This window comes from Burkholderia stagnalis (assembly GCF_902830275.1).
Taxonomy (GTDB): Bacteria; Pseudomonadota; Gammaproteobacteria; order Burkholderiales; family Burkholderiaceae; genus Burkholderia; species Burkholderia stagnalis.
Genome location: NZ_CADESW010000002.1, coordinates 69410 through 88143 on the forward strand (window position 1 = coordinate 69410; position 18734 = coordinate 88143).

The 18734-nt window shown below is 69.4% G+C and carries 20 protein-coding genes; 13 read left to right on the forward strand and 7 right to left on the reverse strand.

The features are described 5' to 3' along the window. Window positions 1–20 precede the first annotated feature (20 nt). From kdpC to HWY45_RS04135, 7 genes are all read right to left on the reverse strand, one after another. On the reverse strand, window positions 21–602 hold the full coding sequence (gene kdpC, locus HWY45_RS04105; protein WP_059883912.1) for a potassium-transporting ATPase subunit KdpC: 582 nt from the start codon (window positions 600–602) through the stop codon (window positions 21–23). Between the two features lie 18 nt (window positions 603–620). After that, a complete protein-coding gene (gene kdpB, locus HWY45_RS04110) occupies window positions 621–2705 on the reverse strand; it encodes a potassium-transporting ATPase subunit KdpB (RefSeq protein WP_059883913.1) in 2085 nt (694 codons plus the stop codon). Between the two features lie 39 nt (window positions 2706–2744). Further along, on the reverse strand, window positions 2745–4550 hold the full coding sequence (gene kdpA / locus HWY45_RS04115; protein WP_059801964.1) for a potassium-transporting ATPase subunit KdpA: 1806 nt from the start codon (window positions 4548–4550) through the stop codon (window positions 2745–2747). Continuing rightward, window positions 4547–4639, reverse strand: a complete 93-nt coding sequence (gene kdpF, locus HWY45_RS04120; RefSeq protein ID WP_017331558.1) for a K(+)-transporting ATPase subunit F — start codon at window positions 4637–4639, stop codon at window positions 4547–4549. Before kdpF ends, kdpA begins: the two co-directional genes overlap by 4 nt. A 271-nt stretch (window positions 4640–4910) precedes the next feature. Continuing rightward, entirely contained in the window at window positions 4911–5885 is a 975-nt protein-coding gene (locus HWY45_RS04125) for a quinone oxidoreductase family protein (protein WP_059566289.1), read from the reverse strand. 184 nt (window positions 5886–6069) lie between these two features. Beyond that, window positions 6070–6456, reverse strand: a complete 387-nt coding sequence (locus tag HWY45_RS04130) for a methylglyoxal synthase (protein ID WP_059883914.1) — start codon at window positions 6454–6456, stop codon at window positions 6070–6072. Window positions 6457–6515: 59 nt separating this feature from the next. Continuing rightward, the gene (locus tag HWY45_RS04135; RefSeq protein ID WP_059883915.1) at window positions 6516–7295 is read right to left on the reverse strand and encodes an SDR family oxidoreductase; all 780 of its coding nucleotides are present in this window, start codon (window positions 7293–7295) and stop codon (window positions 6516–6518) included. 172 nt (window positions 7296–7467) lie between these two features. Here HWY45_RS04135 and upp point away from each other — a divergent pair, with 172 nt between their 5' ends. The 13 genes from upp to HWY45_RS04200 all read left to right on the forward strand — a co-directional run bounded on the left by upp (window position 7468) and on the right by HWY45_RS04200 (window position 18715). After that, window positions 7468–8118 (forward strand): uracil phosphoribosyltransferase, encoded by a 651-nt coding sequence (upp, locus tag HWY45_RS04140; protein ID WP_010091140.1) that lies wholly within the window; start codon window positions 7468–7470, stop codon window positions 8116–8118. 239 nt (window positions 8119–8357) lie between these two features. Continuing rightward, the gene (locus HWY45_RS04145) at window positions 8358–9086 is read left to right on the forward strand and encodes a YebC/PmpR family DNA-binding transcriptional regulator (protein WP_059883916.1); all 729 of its coding nucleotides are present in this window, start codon (window positions 8358–8360) and stop codon (window positions 9084–9086) included. Window positions 9087–9190: 104 nt separating this feature from the next. Beyond that, entirely contained in the window at window positions 9191–10468 is a 1278-nt protein-coding gene (gene purD, locus HWY45_RS04150; RefSeq protein WP_059883917.1) for a phosphoribosylamine--glycine ligase, read from the forward strand. Between the two features lie 116 nt (window positions 10469–10584). Next, a complete protein-coding gene (gene hemF / locus HWY45_RS04155; RefSeq protein ID WP_059883918.1) occupies window positions 10585–11508 on the forward strand; it encodes an oxygen-dependent coproporphyrinogen oxidase in 924 nt (307 codons plus the stop codon). Beyond that, entirely contained in the window at window positions 11474–12241 is a 768-nt protein-coding gene (locus HWY45_RS04160; protein WP_124490112.1) for a nicotinate-nucleotide adenylyltransferase, read from the forward strand. The genes hemF and HWY45_RS04160 overlap by 35 nt, the downstream gene beginning before the upstream one ends. A gap of 4 nt (window positions 12242–12245) precedes the next feature. Then, a complete protein-coding gene (gene rsfS, locus HWY45_RS04165; protein WP_059566295.1) occupies window positions 12246–12695 on the forward strand; it encodes a ribosome silencing factor in 450 nt (149 codons plus the stop codon). A gap of 19 nt (window positions 12696–12714) precedes the next feature. Next, the gene (rlmH, locus tag HWY45_RS04170; RefSeq protein ID WP_059566296.1) at window positions 12715–13185 is read left to right on the forward strand and encodes a 23S rRNA (pseudouridine(1915)-N(3))-methyltransferase RlmH; all 471 of its coding nucleotides are present in this window, start codon (window positions 12715–12717) and stop codon (window positions 13183–13185) included. A gap of 51 nt (window positions 13186–13236) precedes the next feature. Further along, window positions 13237–13869, forward strand: coding sequence for a Maf family protein (locus tag HWY45_RS04175; protein ID WP_059883920.1), 633 nt, complete (start codon window positions 13237–13239; stop codon window positions 13867–13869). Between the two features lie 8 nt (window positions 13870–13877). Further along, window positions 13878–15347, forward strand: coding sequence for a ribonuclease G (gene rng, locus HWY45_RS04180; protein WP_059566298.1), 1470 nt, complete (start codon window positions 13878–13880; stop codon window positions 15345–15347). 85 nt (window positions 15348–15432) lie between these two features. Then, window positions 15433–15828 carry a hypothetical protein gene (locus HWY45_RS04185; protein WP_059883921.1) on the forward strand — a complete coding sequence of 132 codons (396 nt, stop codon included), beginning with the start codon at window positions 15433–15435 and terminating at the stop codon, window positions 15826–15828. A gap of 55 nt (window positions 15829–15883) precedes the next feature. Further along, window positions 15884–16219 carry a YggL 50S ribosome-binding family protein gene (locus HWY45_RS04190; protein WP_059566300.1) on the forward strand — a complete coding sequence of 112 codons (336 nt, stop codon included), beginning with the start codon at window positions 15884–15886 and terminating at the stop codon, window positions 16217–16219. A 280-nt stretch (window positions 16220–16499) separates the two neighbouring features. Further along, the gene (locus tag HWY45_RS04195; protein WP_059883922.1) at window positions 16500–17459 is read left to right on the forward strand and encodes a PRC-barrel domain-containing protein; all 960 of its coding nucleotides are present in this window, start codon (window positions 16500–16502) and stop codon (window positions 17457–17459) included. Then, a complete protein-coding gene (locus HWY45_RS04200) occupies window positions 17456–18715 on the forward strand; it encodes an MFS transporter (RefSeq protein ID WP_059566302.1) in 1260 nt (419 codons plus the stop codon). Before HWY45_RS04195 ends, HWY45_RS04200 begins: the two co-directional genes overlap by 4 nt. Window positions 18716–18734 lie beyond the last annotated feature (19 nt).

The window sequence follows — 18734 nt, forward strand, 5'->3', positions numbered from 1 at the left end:
CGGCATCCGCACGCGGTGCGTCAGTGCGCCGCCTGCGCCGCATCGAGCGCGAGATTGAGCTTCAGCACGTTCACGCGCGGCTCGCCGAGCACGCCGAACTGGCGAGCGCTCGTGTTCGCGGCAACCAGCTGCGCGACCGCGTCGGGCGACAGCTTGCGCGCCTTCGCGACCCGCTCGACCTGGTAGGCCGCCGCGGCCGGCGTGATCTCCGGATCGAGTCCGCTCGCGGACGCGGTCACGAGATCGACCGGCACCGGCTTCGACAGGTCGGTGCCCGCGTCGCGCAGCGCGGCGATGCGCGCCTTCACCTGGTCGGCGAGCGACGGGTTCAGCGGGCCGAGGTTCGAGCCGCCGGAGCCGCTCGCGTTGTACGGCATCGGCGACGTGGCCGACAGCCGGCCCCAGAAATACTTCGGCGCATCGAACGGCTGGCCGATCAGCGCGGAGCCGACGACCTTGCCGTCCTTTTCGATCAGGCTGCCGTTCGCCTGCGACGGGAATACGACCTGGCCGAACACGGTCATCACGGCCGGATACGCGAGCCCGGTGACGGCGGTCAGCACGACGAAGAGCACGACGAGCGGACGAATCAACGTTTTCATGATGGTTCCTTCGAGACCTCAGGCCCAGCCGAGCGCGGCGAGCGTCATGTCGATCAGCTTGATGAACGGGAACGGCAGCAGCACGCCGCCGAGGCCGTACACCAGCAGGTTGCGGCGCAGCAGCGACGCGGCGCCGAGCGGCCGGTACGTGACGCCCTTCAGCGCGAGCGGGATCAGCGCGACGATGATCAATGCGTTGAAGATCACCGCCGACAGGATCGCCGACGCCGGCGAGCTCAGGTGCATGATGTCGAGCACCTTCAGCTGCGGATAGGTCGTCACGAACGCGGCCGGAATGATCGCGAAATACTTCGCGATGTCGTTCGCGATCGAGAAGGTCGTCAGCGAGCCGCGCGTCATCAGCATCTGCTTGCCGATCTCGACGATCTCGATCAGCTTGGTCGGGTTCGAATCGAGGTCGACCATGTTGCCGGCTTCCTTCGCCGCCTGCGTGCCGCTGTTCATCGCGACCGCGACGTCCGCCTGCGCGAGCGCCGGCGCGTCGTTGGTGCCGTCGCCCGTCATCGCGACGAGCCGGCCGGCCGCCTGGTGCTCGCGGATCGTCGCGAGCTTGGCCTCCGGCGTCGCTTCCGCGAGGAAATCGTCGACCCCGGCTTCCGCCGCGATCGCCGCGGCGGTCAGCCGGTTGTCGCCCGTCACCATCACGGTCTTGATGCCCATCTTGCGCAGTTCCGCGAAGCGCTCCTTGATGCCGCCCTTCACGATGTCCTTCAGCTCGATCACGCCGAGCGCGCGCGCGACGCCGTCGCGCCGTTCGGCCACCGCGAGCGGCGTGCTGCCGCGGCGCGCGACGTCGTCGACCGCGCGGCGCATTTCGTCCGGGAAGCGGCCGCCGTGAGCCTCGACATAGTGCTTGATCGCGTCGGCCGCGCCCTTGCGGATCTCGCGGCCCGGCAGGTCGACGCCGCTCATCCGCGTCTGCGCGGAGAAGCTCAGGAACGTCGCATGCAGGTGCCCCATGTCGCGCTGGCGGATGTTGAAGCGTTCCTTCGCGAGCACCACGATGCTGCGGCCTTCCGGCGTCTCGTCGGCCAGCGACGACAGCTGCGCCGCATCGGCGAGCGCCTCCTCCGTCACGCCCGGCGCGGGCACGAACGTCGACGCCTGGCGGTTGCCGAGCGTGATCGTGCCGGTCTTGTCGAGCAGCAGCACGTCGACGTCGCCGGCCGCTTCCACCGCGCGGCCCGAGGTCGCGATCACGTTCGCCTGCATCATCCGGCTCATCCCCGCCACGCCGATCGCGGACAGCAGCCCGCCGATCGTCGTCGGGATCAGGCACACGAGCAGCGCGACGAGCGCGGTGATCGTCACCACGTGGCCCGCCTTCATCGCCTCCACCGAGAACTGCGAGAACGGCAGCAGCGTCGCGGTCGCGAGCAGCATCACGATGGTCAGCGCGACGAGCAGGATCGTCAGCGCGATCTCGTTCGGCGTCTTCTTGCGCTTCGCGCCTTCGACCATCGCGATCATCCGGTCGAGGAACGCCTCGCCGGGGTTCGCGGTGACCTTCACGACGATCCAGTCGGACAGCACGCGCGTGCCGCCCGTCACCGACGAGAAGTCGCCGCCCGACTCGCGGATCACCGGCGCGGATTCGCCGGTGATCGCCGATTCGTCGACCGACGCGACGCCGTCCACCACCTCGCCGTCGGCCGGGATCACGTCGCCGGCCTCGACCAGCACGACGTCGCCGCGGCGAAGATCGGTCGCGGTGGTAATGCGGATCGGCGATTTCGGATGCGGCTCGTTCAGCTTCTTGGCCATCACGTCCTTCTTCGCGCTGCGCAGCGACGCGGCCTGCGCCTTCGAGCGGCCCTCGGCGAGCGCCTCCGCGAAGTTCGCGAACAGCACCGTGAACCACAGCCACAGCGCGACCGCGAGGATGAAGCCCGCGGGCGCCTCGGCCTGGCCGGAGAGCGCGGCGATCCACAGGATCGTGGTCAGGATGCTGCCGACGTACACGCAGAACATCACCGGGTTGCGGAACTGCGTGCGCGGCGTGAGTTTCTTGAACGCATCCACGATCGCCGGGCGCAGGAGCGCCGGGTCGAACATGGAGCGTGTTGCGGAATGTTGAGTCATGGCGATCTCTTCAATGCCTTTTGTTTGCCGGCGCGCCGCTCAGGCGCCCAACCACATCATCAGATGCTCGACGCCGGGCCCGAGCGCGAGCGCGGGCACGTAGGTCAGCGCGCCCACCAGCAGCACCGTGCCGAGCAGCAGCACGACGAACAGCGGCCCGTGCGTCGGCAGCGTGCCGCTCGTCGCGGCGATGCGCTTCTTCGCGGCGAGCGAACCCGCGATCGCGAGCACCGGCACGATCGTGCCGAAGCGGCCGAACCACATCGCGATCGCCGTCATCCAGTTGTAGAACGGCGTGCCGACCGTCAGCCCGGCGAACGCGCTGCCGTTGTTGTTCGCGGCGGAGCTGAACGCGTACAGGATTTCCGAGAAGCCGTGCGGGCCCGGGTTCAGGATGCCGGCCCTGCCCGCCTCCGCGAGCACCGCGATCGACGCGCCGACCAGCACCAGCAGCGGCGTGAGCAGCACGACGATCGACACCATCTTCATCTCGTACGCCTCGATCTTCTTGCCGACGTACTCGGGCGTGCGGCCGATCATCAGGCCGGCGACGAACACCGCGAGCAGCGCGAACACGAGCATCCCGTAGAGGCCCGAGCCGACCCCGCCGTAGATCACCTCGCCGAGCTGCATCAGCAGCATCGGCACGAGGCCGCCGAGCGGCGTCAGCGAATCGTGCATCGTGTCGACCGCGCCGCACGACGCCGCCGTGGTCGCGACCGTGAAGATGCCCGTCTGCGCGATGCCGAAGCGGGTTTCCTTGCCTTCCATGTTGCCGCCCGACTGCAGCGCGTTCGCCGACTGGTCGACGTGCAGCGCGGCGAGCGTCGGGTTGCCGGCCTGCTCGGCGCTCACCTCGACGCCGGTCGCGAGCGTGAACGCGACCGTCATCGCCGCGAGCACCGCGATGCCCTGCCGGCGGTCGCCGATCATGCGGCCGAACACGAGGCACAGCGCGGCCGGGATGATCAGGATCGCGAAGATCTGCACGAAGTTCGCGAACGGCGTCGGGTTCTCGTACGGGTGCGCGGAGTTCGCGTTGAAGAAGCCGCCGCCGTTGGTGCCGAGCATCTTGATCGCTTCCTGCGACGCGACCGGGCCCATCGCGAGCGTCTGCTTCGTGAGCGGCGTGGGCACCGTCACCGGGTTGCCCTTGTCGTCCTTCACGGGGCTGCCCTGCGCGTCGAGCTTCGGCGCGGCGTAGGTGCTCGCCTGCAGCACCGGCACGTCCTGGTACGCCCGCATGTTCTGGATCACGCCCTGGCTCATCAGCAGCGCGGCGACGAGCGCCGCCATCGGCACGAGCACGTACAGCGTGACGCGCGTGAGGTCGACCCAGAAGTTGCCGATGGTCTGCGCGGTGTGCCGCGCGAAGCCGCGGATCAGCGCGATCACGACGACGATGCCGGTCGCCGCCGACAGGAAGTTCTGCACGGTCAGGCCGAGCATCTGCGTCAGGTAGCTGACCGTCTGCTCGGGCGTGTAGTCCTGCCAGTTCGTGTTGGTGACGAAGCTGACAGCCGTGTTGAACGCGCCGTCGACGGTCATCGCGCCGAACTGCTGCGGGTTGCCGGGCAGGAAACCCTGCAGGCGCAGCAGGCCGTAGAGGAACAGCGCGCCGAGCGCGTTGAACGCGATCGTCGCGACCGCGTATTGCTTCCAGCTCATCTCGCGCCCGGCGTCGACGCCGGCGACGCGGTAAAGCGCGCGCTCGAGCGGCCCGAACACGCGCACGACGCGCGCGCTGCCGTCCATCACCGCCGCGAGGTAGCGCGCGACCGGCACGGCCGCCGCCAGCAGGACGACGATGAACAGCGCCGTCTGAAACAGGTTGTTCGCGTTCATTCGATGTCCTCCGCGCGCAGCAGCGCATAGACGAGATACGCGAACAGCAAGGCGGTCGATGCACCCGCCAACCACAGCATCCAGGTCATGCCCGCCCCCCGCGGCCGTATTGCGCCAGCTTCTCGCAACCGGCGATCATGCCGGCGATCAGGGCCGTGAACAGCACCAGCGCGCCGATGAAAACCGCATCCATTGTTGTGTTCTCCGTCGTCGAAATCAGACGACTAGAACCTTATTGGAACGCGCGTAAAGGACGGGTCAAAGGTCCGCGGGCGGGTGTAAAAAACGCGTAAACGAAAAAAGGGCGGCACCGCGCCGCCCTTCGGTGTCGCCCGCCGGCGGCAGGCCGGCGGAGCGCGTTCAGGGCACGAGGATCGTCGAGCCGGTGGTCTTGCGCGCCTCGAGATCGGCGTGCGCGCGCGCGACTTCCGCGAGCGGATAGCGCTGGTTGATGCTGGTCTTCACCTTGCCCGACTGGATCACGTCGAACAGCTCGGCGGCGGCCGCTTCGAGGTCGGCACGCTTCGCGATGTAGGAGAACAGCGTCGGCCGCGTGAAGAACAGCGAGCCGCGCGACGAGAATTCCTTCGAGTCGATCGGCGGCAGCGGGCCGGACGCATTGCCGAAGCTGACGAACAGCCCGAGCGGCGCGAGGCTGTCGAGCGAGCCGATGTACGTATCCTTGCCGATCGAGTCGTAGACCACCGGCAGCAGCGCGTCGTTCGTGATCGCCCGCACGCGTTCCGTGAAGTTCTCGCGCGTATAGACGATCGGGTGATCGCAGCCGTGCGCCTTCGCGATCTCGGCCTTCTCGTCGGAGCTGACCGTGCCGATCACGGTCGCGCCGAGCGCTTTCGCCCACTGGCACACGAGCAGGCCGACGCCGCCGGCCGCCGCATGGATCAGGATCGTGTCGCCGGCCTTGACCGGGTACGTGCGGCGCAGCAGGTAGTGCGCGGTCAGGCCCTGCAGCATCACCGACGCCGCTTCGTCGTAGCCGATGCCGTCCGGCAGCTTGACGAGGCGCTCGGCGGGCAGCACGCGCTCCTGCGCGTACGCGCCGGGCGACGACCACACGTAGGCGACGCGGTCGCCCGGCTTGAACGCGGTCACGTCGTCGCCCACCGCCGTCACCTCGCCGGCCGCCTCCATCCCGAGCCCGCCGGGCAGCGGCTGCGGATAGAGCCCGGTGCGGAAATACACGTCGATGTAGTTGAGCCCGACCGCATGCTGCTTGACGCGGACCTGGCCCGCCTGCGGCTCGGCGACTTCGACGTCGACCCACTTCATGACTTCCGGGCCGCCCGCCTGGTCGTATCGGATTGCTTTCGGCATCGTTTCGCTCCTCGTTTCGTGTTCGTTCAGTCAGGAAAAAACCGGGATTCGACGATGCACGGCGCCTCGGACCGGCGGGAAACCGGGCGCGCCGCGTGCATCGCGCCGCCCGATTCTCGCGCGTCGCGGCGATCCGCGCATTGCCCTGCCGCCAGCAGGGACAATCGGGCCGCCCGCGCGCCGCTCAGTCCGCCAGCTTCCGCGCGAGGTCGTCGAGCAGCATCCGCGCGGTCGCGACGTTGGTCGCGCACGGCACGTTGTGCACGTCGCATGCGCGCACCAGCGCGGTGATGTCCGGGTCGTGCGGCTGCGCGGTCATCGGGTCGCGCATGAACACGACGATGTCGACCCGGCCCTCGGCCAGCTCCGCGCCGATCTGCAGGTCGCCGCCGAGCGGCCCGGACAGCTTGCGCTCGACCTCCAGGCCATGCGCGGCGGCGATGCGGCCGCCCGTCGTGCCGGTCGCGACCAGCCGGCAGTGCGCGAGCGTCGCGCGGTATTCGCCCGCCAGCGCGACGATCTCGTCCTTCTTCGCGTCGTGCGCAATCAGTGCGATACGGGGTGTGCTCATCTCCAGTCCTTTGTCGTTCGGTTTGTTGTCGTGGGGTCATTGCGCGGGCGCCGCGCCCGTCAGAACGTGCCCGGGTATGCGCCGCCGTCGAGCAGCCAGTTCTGCCCGGTGATGTAGCCGGCGTGCACGCTGCACAGGAACGCGCAGGCGGCGCCGAACTCCTCGCGCGTGCCGAGCCGCGCCGCCGGGATCGCCTTCACGCGCCGCGCGCGCACTTCGTCGAGCGTCGCGCCCTGCTCCTTCGCGCTGGCGGCAAGCGTCGTCGCGATGCGGTCGGTGTCGAACAGCCCGGGCAGCAGGTTGTTGACGGTCACGTTGTGCGCGGCGATCCGGCGCGCGAGCCCCGCGACGAAGCCGGTCAGCCCGGAACGCGCGCCGTTCGACAGCGCGAGCACGTCGATCGGCGCCTTCACCGCCGAGCTCGTGATGTTGACGATGCGGCCGAAGCGGCGCGCGATCATCCCGTCGACGGTCGCGCGGATCAGCTCGATCGGGGTCAGCATGTTCGACTCGAGCGCGCGGATCCAGTCGTCGTGCGAGAAATCGCGGAAGTCGCCCGGCGGCGGGCCGCCCGCATTCGTCACGAGAATGTCCGGCTGCGGGCACGCGGCGAGCGCGGCCGCGCGCCCGTCCGGCGTCGTGATGTCGCAGGCCACGGCGGTGACGGACACGCCCGACGCCCGGCGGATCGCGTCGGCCGTCGCCTCCAGCGTGTCGCGCGTGCGCGCGGCGATCACGAGATTCACGCCCTCGGCGGCCAGCGCTTCCGCACAGCCGCGCCCGAGGCCCTTGCTTGCCGCGCACACGAGCGCGGTCTTCCCTGCGATGCCGAGATCCATTTTTCGATATCCGTGGTGGCGTCGCGCCGCCCGGCGGCGCGCGGGTTGTCGACGAGACGTCGATAATATCCGGATCGCGCGAGCCGTCTTGGTAAACTTGCGTCCGTGCGCGCAGCCGGGCCCGCCGCCCGCCTGCCACCTTCGATCCCCTTTTGCCCCTGGGCGCCCCGTCATGAAACAGGACAGCCGTTTCCCGAATCTTTTCATCCTCGATCACCCGCTGATCCAGCACAAGCTGACCCACATGCGCGACAAGGACACGTCGACGCGCACGTTCCGCGAGCTGCTGCGCGAGATCACGCTGCTGATGGGTTACGAGATCACCCGCAACCTGCCGATCACGACCAAGCGGGTCGAAACCCCGCTCGTCGAGATCGACGCGCCGGTGATCGCCGGCAAGAAGCTCGCGATCGTGCCGGTGCTGCGCGCGGGCGTCGGGATGTCGGACGGCCTGCTCGACCTGGTGCCATCGGCGCGCGTCGGCCATATCGGCGTGTACCGCGCGGACGACCACCGCCCGGTCGAGTACCTCGTGCGCCTGCCGGACCTCGAGGACCGGATCTTCATCCTGTGCGACCCGATGGTCGCGACCGGCTACTCGGCCGTGCATGCGGTCGACGTGCTGAAGCGCCGCAACGTGCCGGCCGCGAACATCATGTTCGTCGCGCTGGTCGCCGCGCCGGAAGGCGTGCAGGTGTTCCAGGACGCGCATCCGGACGTGAAGCTGTACGTCGCGTCGCTCGATTCGCATCTCAACGAGCACGCGTACATCGTGCCGGGCCTCGGCGACGCGGGCGACCGCCTGTTCGGCACCAAGAACTGACGGGCCGGCCTTCCGGGGGCCGGCGATCGGGGGCCAGCCATCCGGGTACGGGCGTTCCGGCGCCTGATCCCGGCCATTCGGCCATGCGCGACGGGCCCGAGCGGACGCCCGCCGCGTGATAAAATCTCGATCCACTCGACACGCGCGGCCCCGCGGCTTCATGCCCGCCCCAGCGGCCGCCGATTCAACGACACATTGGCTTAAACGCCCGCGCACGCGCCCGGGCGACGGAGAAACGTATGGCTGGTCACTCGAAATGGGCCAACATCAAGCATAAGAAGGCTGCGGCCGACGCGAAGCGCGGCAAGATCTGGACGCGCCTGATCAAGGAAATCCAGGTGGCGGCGCGCCTCGGCGGCGGCGACATCGGCTCGAACCCGCGCCTGCGTCTCGCGGTCGACAAGGCGGCCGACGCGAACATGCCGAAGGATAACGTCAAGCGCGCGATCGATCGCGGCGTCGGCGGCGCGGACGGCGCGAACTACGAGGAAATCCGCTACGAAGGCTACGGCATCGGCGGCGCGGCGATCATCGTCGACACGCTGACCGACAACCGCACCCGCACGGTCGCGGAAGTGCGCCACGCGTTCTCGAAGTTCGGCGGCAACATGGGCACCGACGGTTCGGTCGCGTTCATGTTCGATCACGTCGGCCAGTTCCTGTTCGCGCCGGGCACGTCGGAAGACGCGCTGATGGAAGCCGCGCTCGAGGCGGGCGCGAACGACGTCAACACGAACGAAGACGGCTCGATCGAAGTGCTGTGCGACTGGCAGGAATTCACCAAGGTGAAGGACACGCTCGAGGCCGGCGGCTTCAAGGCGGAGCTCGCCGAAGTGACGATGAAGCCGCAGAGCGAAGTCGAATTCACCGGCGACGACGCGGCGAAGATGCAGAAGCTCCTGGACGCGCTCGAGAACCTCGACGACGTGCAGGACGTGTACACGAACGCCGTCGTCATCGAGGAATGAGATGCCTGCCGCCGTGCTCCGTTCGCGGCGGCGGCCCGACCGATATCGCGGCCGGCGCGCCTGAGCGTGCCGGCCGCCCTGTTTTCTAGTCTGCGGGGAATCCCATGAAACTACTCGTCGTCGGTTCCGGCGGTCGCGAACATGCGCTCGCGTGGAAGCTCGCGCAGTCGCCGCGCGTCCAGATGGTCTACGTCGCGCCCGGCAATGGCGGCACGGCGCAGGACGAGCGCCTGAAGAATGTCGACATCACGTCGCTCGACGCGCTCGCCGACTTCGCGGAAAGCGAAGGCGTCGCGTTCACGCTCGTCGGCCCGGAAGCGCCGCTCGCGGCCGGCATCGTCAACCTGTTCCGCGCGCGCGGCCTGAAGGTGTTCGGCCCGACCCGCGAAGCGGCGCAGCTCGAAAGCTCGAAAGATTTCGCGAAGGCGTTCATGAAGCGCCACGGGATCCCGACCGCCGACTATGAAACCTTCTCCGACGCGGCCGCCGCGCATGCGTACATCGACGCGAAAGGCGCGCCGATCGTCGTGAAGGCCGACGGCCTCGCGGCCGGCAAGGGCGTCGTGGTCGCGATGTCGCTGGAAGAAGCGCATGCGGCCGTCGACATGATGCTGTCGGGCAACAAGCTCGGCGATGCCGGCGCGCGCGTCGTGATCGAGGAATTCCTCGACGGCGAGGAGGCGAGCTTCATCGTGATGGTCGACGGCAAGCACGCGCTCGCGCTGGCTTCCAGCCAGGACCACAAGCGCCTGCTCGACGAGGACCGCGGCCCGAACACGGGCGGCATGGGCGCGTATTCGCCCGCGCCGATCGTCACGCCGCAGATGCACGCGCGCGTGATGCGCGAGATCATCATGCCGACCGTGCGCGGCATGGAGAAGGACGGCATCCGCTTCACGGGCTTCCTGTACGCGGGCCTGATGATCGACAAGGACGGCAACCCGCGCACGCTCGAGTTCAACTGCCGGATGGGCGACCCCGAGACGCAGCCGATCATGGCGCGCCTGAAGAGCGATTTCTCGAAGGTCGTCGAGCAGGCGATCGCGGGCACGCTCGACACGGTCGAGCTCGACTGGGACCGCCGCACCGCGCTCGGCGTCGTGCTGGCCGCGCATGGCTATCCGGACGCGCCGCGCAAGGGCGACCGCATCAACGGCATCCCGGCCGAGACCGAGCAGGCCGTCACGTTCCACGCGGGCACGACGCTCGACGGCGACAAGCTGACGACGTCGGGCGGCCGCGTGCTGTGCGTGGTCGGCCTCGCCGATTCGGTGCGCGAAGCGCAGCAGCATGCGTACGAAGCGATCAACCAGATCAATTTCGAAGGCATGCAGTACCGCCGCGACATCGGCTACCGCGCGCTCAACCGCAAGAGCGCGTGACGTTGGCACCGGGCGCGCCGCAAGGCTGCGCGCCCTCTCCTCTGCCGGGGTTCGTTAGAATGCCCGGCAGATGCCTTTTTAATGCGCCCCGTTCCGACGGGGCACCCAGTCCAGACATGACCGATTCGACCTACGACGTGACGCGGGTGCGCGCGTACCTCCAAGGCCTGCAGACGCGCATCGCCGACGCGCTCGGCGCGCTCGACGGCACGCCGCTCGCGACCGACGCGTGGCAGCGCGGGCCGGCCGAGCGCCTGCGCGGCGGCGGCTGCACGCGCATCCTCGAGGACGGCAACGTGTTCGAGCGCGCGGGCATCGGCTTTTCCGACGTCGCGGGCGACGCGCTGCCGCCGTCGGCGAGCGCGGCGCGCCCGCAGCTCGCGGGCCGCGGTTTCGAGGCGCTCGGCGTGTCGCTCGTGCTGCACCCGCGCAACCCGTACTGCCCGACCGTGCACATGAACGTGCGGATGCTGATCGCCACCAAGCCCGGCGAGGAGCCGGTGTTCTGGTTCGGCGGCGGCATGGATCTGACACCGATTTACGGCTTCGAGGACGACGCGCGGCACTTCCATCAGACCTGCAAGGACGCGCTCGACCCGTTCGGCGCGTCGCTGTATCCGCGTTTCAAGACGTGGTGCGACGAGTATTTCTTCCTCAAGCACCGCAACGAGGCGCGCGGCATCGGCGGGATCTTCTTCGACGACTTCTCGGAGCCCGGCTTCGAGCGTTCGTTCGAGATGATGCAAAGCGTCGGCGACGCGTTCCTCGCGGCCTACCTGCCGATCGTCGAGCGCCGCCGCGATACGCCGTACGGCGAGCGCGAGCGCGCGTTCCAGGGCTACCGCCGTGGCCGCTACGTCGAGTTCAACCTGGTGTTCGACCGCGGCACGCTGTTCGGGCTGCAGAGCGGCGGCCGGACCGAATCGATCCTGATGTCGATGCCGCCCGCCGCGAACTGGCGCTACGACTGGCAGCCCGAGCCGGGCACGCCCGAAGCGCGCCTGTATAGCGACTTCATCGTGCCGCGCGACTGGGTCTGAACCCCGCGCCACCGCAACGAAAGGACCTGTTCTGGACCACACCACCCGCCCCGCCCCGCTGCCGCGCCGTATTGGCCTGCTGGGCGGCACGTTCGACCCGATCCACGACGGCCATCTCGCGCTCGCGAGCCGCTTCGCCGACGTGCTCGGCCTGACCGAGCTCGTGCTGCTGCCCGCCGGGCAGCCGTACCAGAAGCGCGACGTGTCGGCCGCCGAGCATCGCCTCGCGATGACGCGCGCGGCCGCGCAGTCGCTCGCGCTGCCCGGCGTGACGGTCGGCGTCGCGACCGACGAGATCGAGCACGCGGGGCCGACCTACACGGTCGACACGCTGGCGCGCTGGCGCGAACGGGTCGGCCCGGGCGCGTCGCTGTCGCTGCTGATCGGCGCGGACCAGCTGGTGCGCCTCGACACCTGGCGCGACTGGCGGCGGCTGTTCGACTACGCGCACATCTGCGTATCGACCCGCCCCGGGTTCGATCTTGCCGCGGCGCCGCAGGCGGTCGCGCAGGAAGTCGCCGCGCGGCAGGCATCCGCCGACGTGCTGATGGCGACGCCGGCCGGCCGCCTGCTGATCGACACGACGCTTGCGTTCGACATCGCCGCGACCGACATCCGCGCGCACCTGCGCGAGTGCATCGCGCGCCGCGCGCAGGTGCCCGACGCATCGGCCGAGCACGTGCCGGCCGCCGTCTGGGCCTATATTCTTCAACATCGTCTTTACCATTCCTGATTCCATGGATATCCGCAAACTGCAGCGCGTGATCGTCGACGCCCTCGAAGACATCAAGGCGCAAGACATCAAAGTCTTCAACACGAGCCACCTCACCGAGCTGTTCGACCGCGTGATCGTCGCGTCCGGCACGTCGAACCGCCAGACCAAGGCGCTCGCATCGAGCGTGCGCGAGAAGGTCAAGGAAGCCGGCGGCGACGTCGTCAGCTCCGAAGGCGAGGACACCGGCGAATGGGTGCTCGTCGATTGCGGCGACGCGGTCGTGCACATCCTGCAGCCCGCGCTGCGCCAGTACTACAACCTCGAGGAAATCTGGGGCGACAAGCCGGTGCGGATGAAGCTCGGCGGCGGCAAGGGCCCGAACGGCGCGGCCACCGCCAGCGACGACGACGAGGACGAGGAAGACGCGCCGGCCGCGCGCCCGGCGCGCAAGACGCCCGCCCGCCGCCGCTGATTCGTCACGCATCGTTCCGATGAAGCTGTTCATCCTCGCGGTCGGCCACAAGATGCCCGGCTGGATCGCATCGGGCTTCGACGAATACGCGAAGCGGATGCCGCCCGAGCTGCGCATCGAGCTGCGCGAGATCAAGCCCGAGCTGCGCTCCGGCGGGCGCAGCGCCGAAAGCGTGATGGCCGCCGAGCGGCAGAAGATCGAGGCCGCGCTGCCGAAGGGCGCGCGGATCGTCGCGCTCGACGAGCGCGGCCGCGACTGGACCACGATGCAGCTCGCGCAGGCGCTGCCCGGCTGGCAGCAGGACGGCCGCGACGTGGCGTTCGTGATCGGCGGCGCCGACGGGCTCGATCCGGAACTCAAGGCGCGCGCCGACCTGCTGCTGCGCATCTCCAGCATGACGCTGCCGCACGGGATGGTGCGGGTGCTGCTCGCCGAACAGCTTTACCGGGCGTGGAGCATCACGCAGAATCACCCCTATCACCGCGCATGACGCGTCGTCCTCGCGACGCGCGCGCCGCGCGCCCCACGAGATAACGACACCATGCCGTCCAGCATCGCCCCCGAACTTTTCCCGATCCTCTATCTCGCTTCGCAAAGCCCGCGCCGCCAGGAGCTGCTGCTGCAGATCGGCGTGCGCTTCGAACTGCTGCTGCCCCGCCCCGACGAGGACGCCGAAGCGCTCGAAGCCGAGCGCCCGGGCGAAACCGCCGACGACTACGTGCTGCGCGTGACCGTCGCAAAGGCCGAGGCCGCGCGTGCGCGTCTCGCCGCGAGCGGCAAGCCGGCCGCGCCGCTGCTCGTCGCCGACACCACCGTGACGATCGACGGCGCGATCCTCGGCAAGCCCGCCGATCCGGCCGATGCGCTCGCGATGCTCACCCGCCTCGCGGGGCGCGAGCACGAAGTGCTGACCGCGGTCGCGGTGATCGATGCGGGCGGCGCGCTGCTGCCGCCTGCGCTGTCGCGCTCGTCGGTACGCTTCTCGGCCGCGCCGCGCGACGCGTTCGCGCGCTACGTCGAGACCGGCGAGCCGTTCGGCAAGGCCGGCGCGTACGCGATCCAGGGGCGCGCGGCCGAGTTCGTCGAGCAAATCGCCGGTTCCCATTCAGGTATCATGGGTCTGCCCCTTTTTGAGACTGCCGCGCTGCTGCGCGCCGCGCGCGTCGACTTCTGAATCCCGCCATGAACGAAGAAATCCTGATCAACCTCACGCCGCAGGAAACACGCGTCGCACTCGTCCAGCAAGGCGCGGTGCAGGAGCTTCACGTCGAACGCACGCTGTCGCGCGGGCGGGTCGGCAACATCTATCTCGGCAAGGTCGTGCGCGTGCTGCCCGGCATGCAGTCGGCGTTCATCGACATCGGCCTCGAGCGCGCGGCATTCCTGCACGTCGCCGACATCTGGCAGCCGCGCCTCGCCGGCGATCCGCAGGCGAGCGCGCCGCACCAGCCGATCGAGAAGACGGTGTTCGAAGGCCAGACGCTGATGGTGCAAGTGATCAAGGACCCGATCGGCACCAAGGGCGCGCGGCTGTCGACGCAGGTGAGCATCGCGGGCCGCACGCTCGTCTACCTGCCGCAGGAGCCGCACATCGGCATCTCGCAGAAGATCGAGAGCGAGGCCGAGCGCGAAGCCGTGCGCGCGCGCCTGACCGCGGTGATCCCGCCCGACGAGAAAGGCGGCTACATCGTGCGCACGATCGCCGAGGACGCGACTTCCGACGAGCTGGCCGGCGACGTCACTTACCTGCGCAAGACCTGGGCGACGATCGTCGCGCAGGCGCAGCGGCTGCCGGCGACGAGCCTGCTGTACCAGGATCTCGACCTCGCGCAGCGCGTGCTGCGCGATTTCGCGAACGACGACACCACGCGCATCCAGGTCGATTCGCGCGAGACCTACCAGCGCCTGTCGGAATTCGCGGCCGAGTTCACGCCGGCGGTGAGCCCGAAGCTGCACCACTACACCGGCGAGCGGCCGCTGTTCGACCTGTACAGCATCGAGACGGAAATCCAGCGCGCGCTGTCGCGGCGGGTCGACCTGAAGTCGGGCGGCTACCTGATGATCGACCAGACCGAGGCGATGACGACCATCGACGTGAATACGGGCGGCTACGTCGGCGCGCGCAATTTCGACGACACGATCTTCAAGACCAACCTCGAGGCCGCGCACACGATCGCGCGGCAGCTGCGGCTGCGCAACCTCGGCGGGATCATCATCATCGACTTCATCGACATGGAGAACGCCGAGCATCGCGACGCGGTGCTGTCCGAGCTGAAGAAGGCGCTCGCGCGCGACCGCACGCGCGTGACCGTCAACGGCTTCTCGCAGCTCGGGCTCGTCGAGATGACCCGCAAGCGCACCCGCGAATCGCTCGCCCATGTGCTGTGCGAGCCGTGCCCGACGTGCCAGGGCAAGGGCCAGGTGAAGACGTCGCGCACCGTCTGCTACGACATCCTGCGCGAGATCCTGCGCGAGTCGCGCCAGTTCAACCCGCGCGAGTTCCGCGTGATCGCCGCGCAGCAGGTGATCGACCTGTTCCTCGACGAGGAATCGCAGCATCTCGCGATGCTGATCGACTTCATCGGCAAGCCGGTGTCGCTGCAGGTCGAGTCGAACCTGAGCCAGGAGCAGTACGACATCGTGCTGATGTGACGCACGCGCACGATGCCCTGTCGACACCTCGCCCGCGAGGGTTGGTTACAATGCCGCGCTGAGTCCGAACACGGGTAACTGCGCCATGAAGTCCATCATCGCCTCAACCTTCGTCGCCGCGCTCGCGTTTGCGAGCGCGCCGGCAACGGCCGAAACGTCGACCGCCGGCGACGCATCGCAGCCATCGTGCGCGATCGCGACCGTCACCGGCGTCGGCGGATCCGTGCAAAGCCTGCGCGAATACCTCGCGACCCCGGAAAAGTACCGCTACCTCGCCGACCATCCGCTCGACTGCAAGGTCTCCGAAGACAGCCGCACGTCCGGCTGCACCGGCCTCACGTATCTTCGGCACGAGCGGGTCAGCGTGTACGACGACGGCGACGACCAGACGATGGTCGTGGTCGCGCGCGTGGAGCTCGACCGGGGTACGTACCCCGCGATCATCTCCGTGCCCAGAAAGGATGTGCAGTGCGTGAAGTGAACGCACGCGATCCAGCCGCACGAAACCCCTTTTCCCACCCCATTTGTCAGGCACCATGAGCAAACAACACAACCGCCGCCAGCGCAAGAAACTCCACATCGGCGAATTCCAGGAACTCGCCTTCAACGCCACCGCGCACTATCGCACCGAGCTGAGCGACCTCGAGCGCGGCGAGCTGATCGATGCGTTCATCGACTTCGTCGAGGCGCACGGGCTGCTGACCGTCGCATCCGCGGACGAAGGCATCGGCGCGTACGTGATCTCCGGCGCGCCGCGCGGCACGACCACCGACGCCGACCGCGAAGCAGTGCGCGGATGGCTCACGGCCCGGCCGGAACTCACCAACGTCGAAATCGGCGACTTCACGGACGCCTGGTACCCGGAAGCCTGAGTCGCCGCACCCGCGCGTCGCGGCTCGACGCGCGGCTGGCCCGCCGCGGTTCGGGCGTCGCGGCGTCCGTGCCCAAGTGGCGCAGCGCCCCGGCCGCCCGCCCTCGCGACCCTTTGTCACACGCCATTTCCCGCTGCCGGCGCGCGCCGCCCGCCCATGCTCGTCGGCCTTCCCCTCGAGACACGTTAAACTCTCCCCTCGCGTGGTGCGCCGCCCGCACCCGCCATCCATCGCCAGCCGCGTGCCCCGTGGCCCGCCCCGACCCATGGAGTGAGTTTCAATGAGCGGCGGTATTCCGCTTCCCGTGTCCCGCAAATCCTTCCCGTCCACGACGGTCCTGCCGATCCTCGCCGCCACGCTGCTGTCCGGCTGCGGGCTGCTGCCGGTGCAGAATCCGCCCGCGCCGATCAGCGAAGCGCTCGTCGAGCCGGTCGAGGAAACCGCCGGCGAACCGCTGACGATGCCGCCCGTGCCCGCGCCGCTCCAGCCGGAGACGGAGGCGCCGAAGAAGCCGCATCGCGAAGCCGTGCGGCCGAAGCCCGCCCCGCGTCCGGAAACGCCGCCGCCCGCGGCGCCCGCGCCGGCGCCGCTGGTCGCGACGCGCCCGCTCGACCGCACCCGGATCCACGCGCTGCTCGACAGCGAAGTGGCGCGGCGCAACGGCAAGGTGATCGGCCATGCGATCGACATGGTGACCGACGCGAGCGGCAGGCCGCGGGAGATGATCGTCAACCTGCAGGGCTTCATGGGCGTCGGCGACCGCAAGGTCAGCTTCCCGTGGAACGTGTTCCGCTTCACGCCGGGCGGCAAGAACGAGCCGATCGTGCTCGACGTGCCGTCGGGCGAACTGCCGCCCGCCGCACGCCCGAAGACGGTGCCGCTGTCCGGCTCGCCAGCCGCGTCGCCGGCGACGCGCCTGCCCGTGCTCGACAGCGACGTCGAGCGGCCGAACGGCACGAAGATCGGCCGCGTCGTCGACGTGCTGATCGATCGCGACGCGCAGCCGCAGGCGGTCGTGCTCGACCTCGGCGGGCTCGTCAACACGGATCGCCGCTCGATCGCCGCGAACTGGGCCGCACTGCGCTTCGTCACGCGCGACAAGGCGCTGCGCCCGCAGCTCGACCTGAACGACGCGCAGATCAAGGCAGCGCCGCCCTATGCGGCCGACAAGCCGGTCGTCGCAGTCTCGCCGCCGGCCGCCGCCGCGCCGGCGGCCTCGTCAGCGAGTGCCACGCGATGACGATCCACCAAACCGTCAGTGCGCGCAGCCTGCGTGCCCTCGACTGGCTCAACTTCTTCGTGGCAAACGTTCAAACCGGCTTCGGCCCGTTCATCGCGTCGTACCTCGCGTCGCACAAGTGGACGCAGGGCGAGATCGGCCTGGTGCTGTCGATCGGCACGATCAGCGCGATGGTGAGCCAGGTGCCCGGCGGCGCGGCCGTCGACGCGCTGAGGAACAAGAAAGGCGCGGCCGCGTGGGCGATCGCGGCGATCATCCTGTCGGCGGTGCTGCTCGCGTCGAGCCCGACGATCGTGCCGGTGATCGCGGCCGAGGTGTTCCACGGCTTCGCGAGCTGCATGCTGGTGCCGGCGATGGCGGCGATCTCGTTCTCGCTGGTCGGCCGCGCGGACCTCGGCGACCGGCTCGGCCGCAATGCGCGCTGGGCGTCGATCGGCAGCGCGGTCGCGGCGGGCCTGATGGGCCTCACCGGCGAATACTTCTCCGCGCGCGCGGTGTTCTGGCTGACGGCCGCGCTCGCGCTGCCGGCGCTGTTCGCGCTCGCGATGATCCAGCCGACCCACACGGTGATCCCGCATGTCGGCGCCAAACGCGACGACAGCGAAGGCGAGGAGCGCGAAACGCTGCTCGAGCTGCTGCGCGACCGGCGCATGCTGATCTTCGCCGCGTGCGTGGTGCTGTTCCACCTGTCGAATGCGGCGATGCTCAACCTGGCCGCCGGCGAAGTGACGGCCGGCATGGGCGAGAACGTGCAGCTCGTGATTGCCGCGTGCATCATCGTGCCGCAGGCGATCGTCGCGATGCTGTCGCCGTGGGTCGGCCGCTCCGCCCAGCGCTGGGGGCGCCGGCCGATCCTGCTGCTCGGCTTCTCCGCGCTGCCGGTGCGCGCGCTGCTGTTCGCGGGCGTGAGCAGCCCGTACCTGCTCGTGCCGGTGCAGATGCTCGACGGCATCAGCGCCGCCGTGTTCGGCGTGATGCTGCCGCTGATCGCCGCGGACGTCGCGGGCGGCAAGGGCCGCTACAACCTGTGCATCGGGCTGTTCGGCCTGGCGGCCGGGATCGGCGCGACGTTCAGCACGGCCGTGGCCGGCTACATCGCCGACCATTTCGGCAATGCGGTCAGCTTCTTCGGGCTTGCCGCCGCCGGCGCGCTCGCGGTGCTGCTCGTGTGGCTCGCGATGCCGGAAACGCGCGTCGACAACGGCGACGACCCGGCCGAAGCGCCTGCCGCCGCCGCGCCCGGACAGGCGCGCTGACCGGGCCTCGCGCCCCCTC

Excerpts from the sequence above, each read along its gene's own strand:
- kdpC (WP_059883912.1), bottom strand. The coding sequence starts at position 602 with ATGAAAACGTTGATTCGTCCGCTCGTCGTGCTCTTCGTCGTGCTGACC.
- kdpB (WP_059883913.1), bottom strand. The coding sequence starts at position 2,705 with ATGACTCAACATTCCGCAACACGCTCCATGTTCGACCCGGCGCTCCTG.
- kdpA (WP_059801964.1), bottom strand. The coding sequence starts at position 4,550 with ATGAACGCGAACAACCTGTTTCAGACGGCGCTGTTCATCGTCGTCCTG.
- kdpF (WP_017331558.1), bottom strand. The coding sequence starts at position 4,639 with ATGACCTGGATGCTGTGGTTGGCGGGTGCATCGACCGCCTTGCTGTTC.
- HWY45_RS04125 (WP_059566289.1), bottom strand. The coding sequence starts at position 5,885 with ATGCCGAAAGCAATCCGATACGACCAGGCGGGCGGCCCGGAAGTCATG.
- HWY45_RS04130 (WP_059883914.1), bottom strand. The coding sequence starts at position 6,456 with ATGAGCACACCCCGTATCGCACTGATTGCGCACGACGCGAAGAAGGAC.
- HWY45_RS04135 (WP_059883915.1), bottom strand. The coding sequence starts at position 7,295 with ATGGATCTCGGCATCGCAGGGAAGACCGCGCTCGTGTGCGCGGCAAGC.
- upp (WP_010091140.1), top strand. The coding sequence starts at position 7,468 with ATGAAACAGGACAGCCGTTTCCCGAATCTTTTCATCCTCGATCACCCG.
- HWY45_RS04145 (WP_059883916.1), top strand. The coding sequence starts at position 8,358 with ATGGCTGGTCACTCGAAATGGGCCAACATCAAGCATAAGAAGGCTGCG.
- purD (WP_059883917.1), top strand. The coding sequence starts at position 9,191 with ATGAAACTACTCGTCGTCGGTTCCGGCGGTCGCGAACATGCGCTCGCG.
- hemF (WP_059883918.1), top strand. The coding sequence starts at position 10,585 with ATGACCGATTCGACCTACGACGTGACGCGGGTGCGCGCGTACCTCCAA.
- rsfS (WP_059566295.1), top strand. The coding sequence starts at position 12,246 with ATGGATATCCGCAAACTGCAGCGCGTGATCGTCGACGCCCTCGAAGAC.
- rlmH (WP_059566296.1), top strand. The coding sequence starts at position 12,715 with ATGAAGCTGTTCATCCTCGCGGTCGGCCACAAGATGCCCGGCTGGATC.
- HWY45_RS04175 (WP_059883920.1), top strand. The coding sequence starts at position 13,237 with ATGCCGTCCAGCATCGCCCCCGAACTTTTCCCGATCCTCTATCTCGCT.
- rng (WP_059566298.1), top strand. The coding sequence starts at position 13,878 with ATGAACGAAGAAATCCTGATCAACCTCACGCCGCAGGAAACACGCGTC.
- HWY45_RS04185 (WP_059883921.1), top strand. The coding sequence starts at position 15,433 with ATGAAGTCCATCATCGCCTCAACCTTCGTCGCCGCGCTCGCGTTTGCG.
- HWY45_RS04190 (WP_059566300.1), top strand. The coding sequence starts at position 15,884 with ATGAGCAAACAACACAACCGCCGCCAGCGCAAGAAACTCCACATCGGC.
- HWY45_RS04195 (WP_059883922.1), top strand. The coding sequence starts at position 16,500 with ATGAGCGGCGGTATTCCGCTTCCCGTGTCCCGCAAATCCTTCCCGTCC.
- HWY45_RS04200 (WP_059566302.1), top strand. The coding sequence starts at position 17,456 with ATGACGATCCACCAAACCGTCAGTGCGCGCAGCCTGCGTGCCCTCGAC.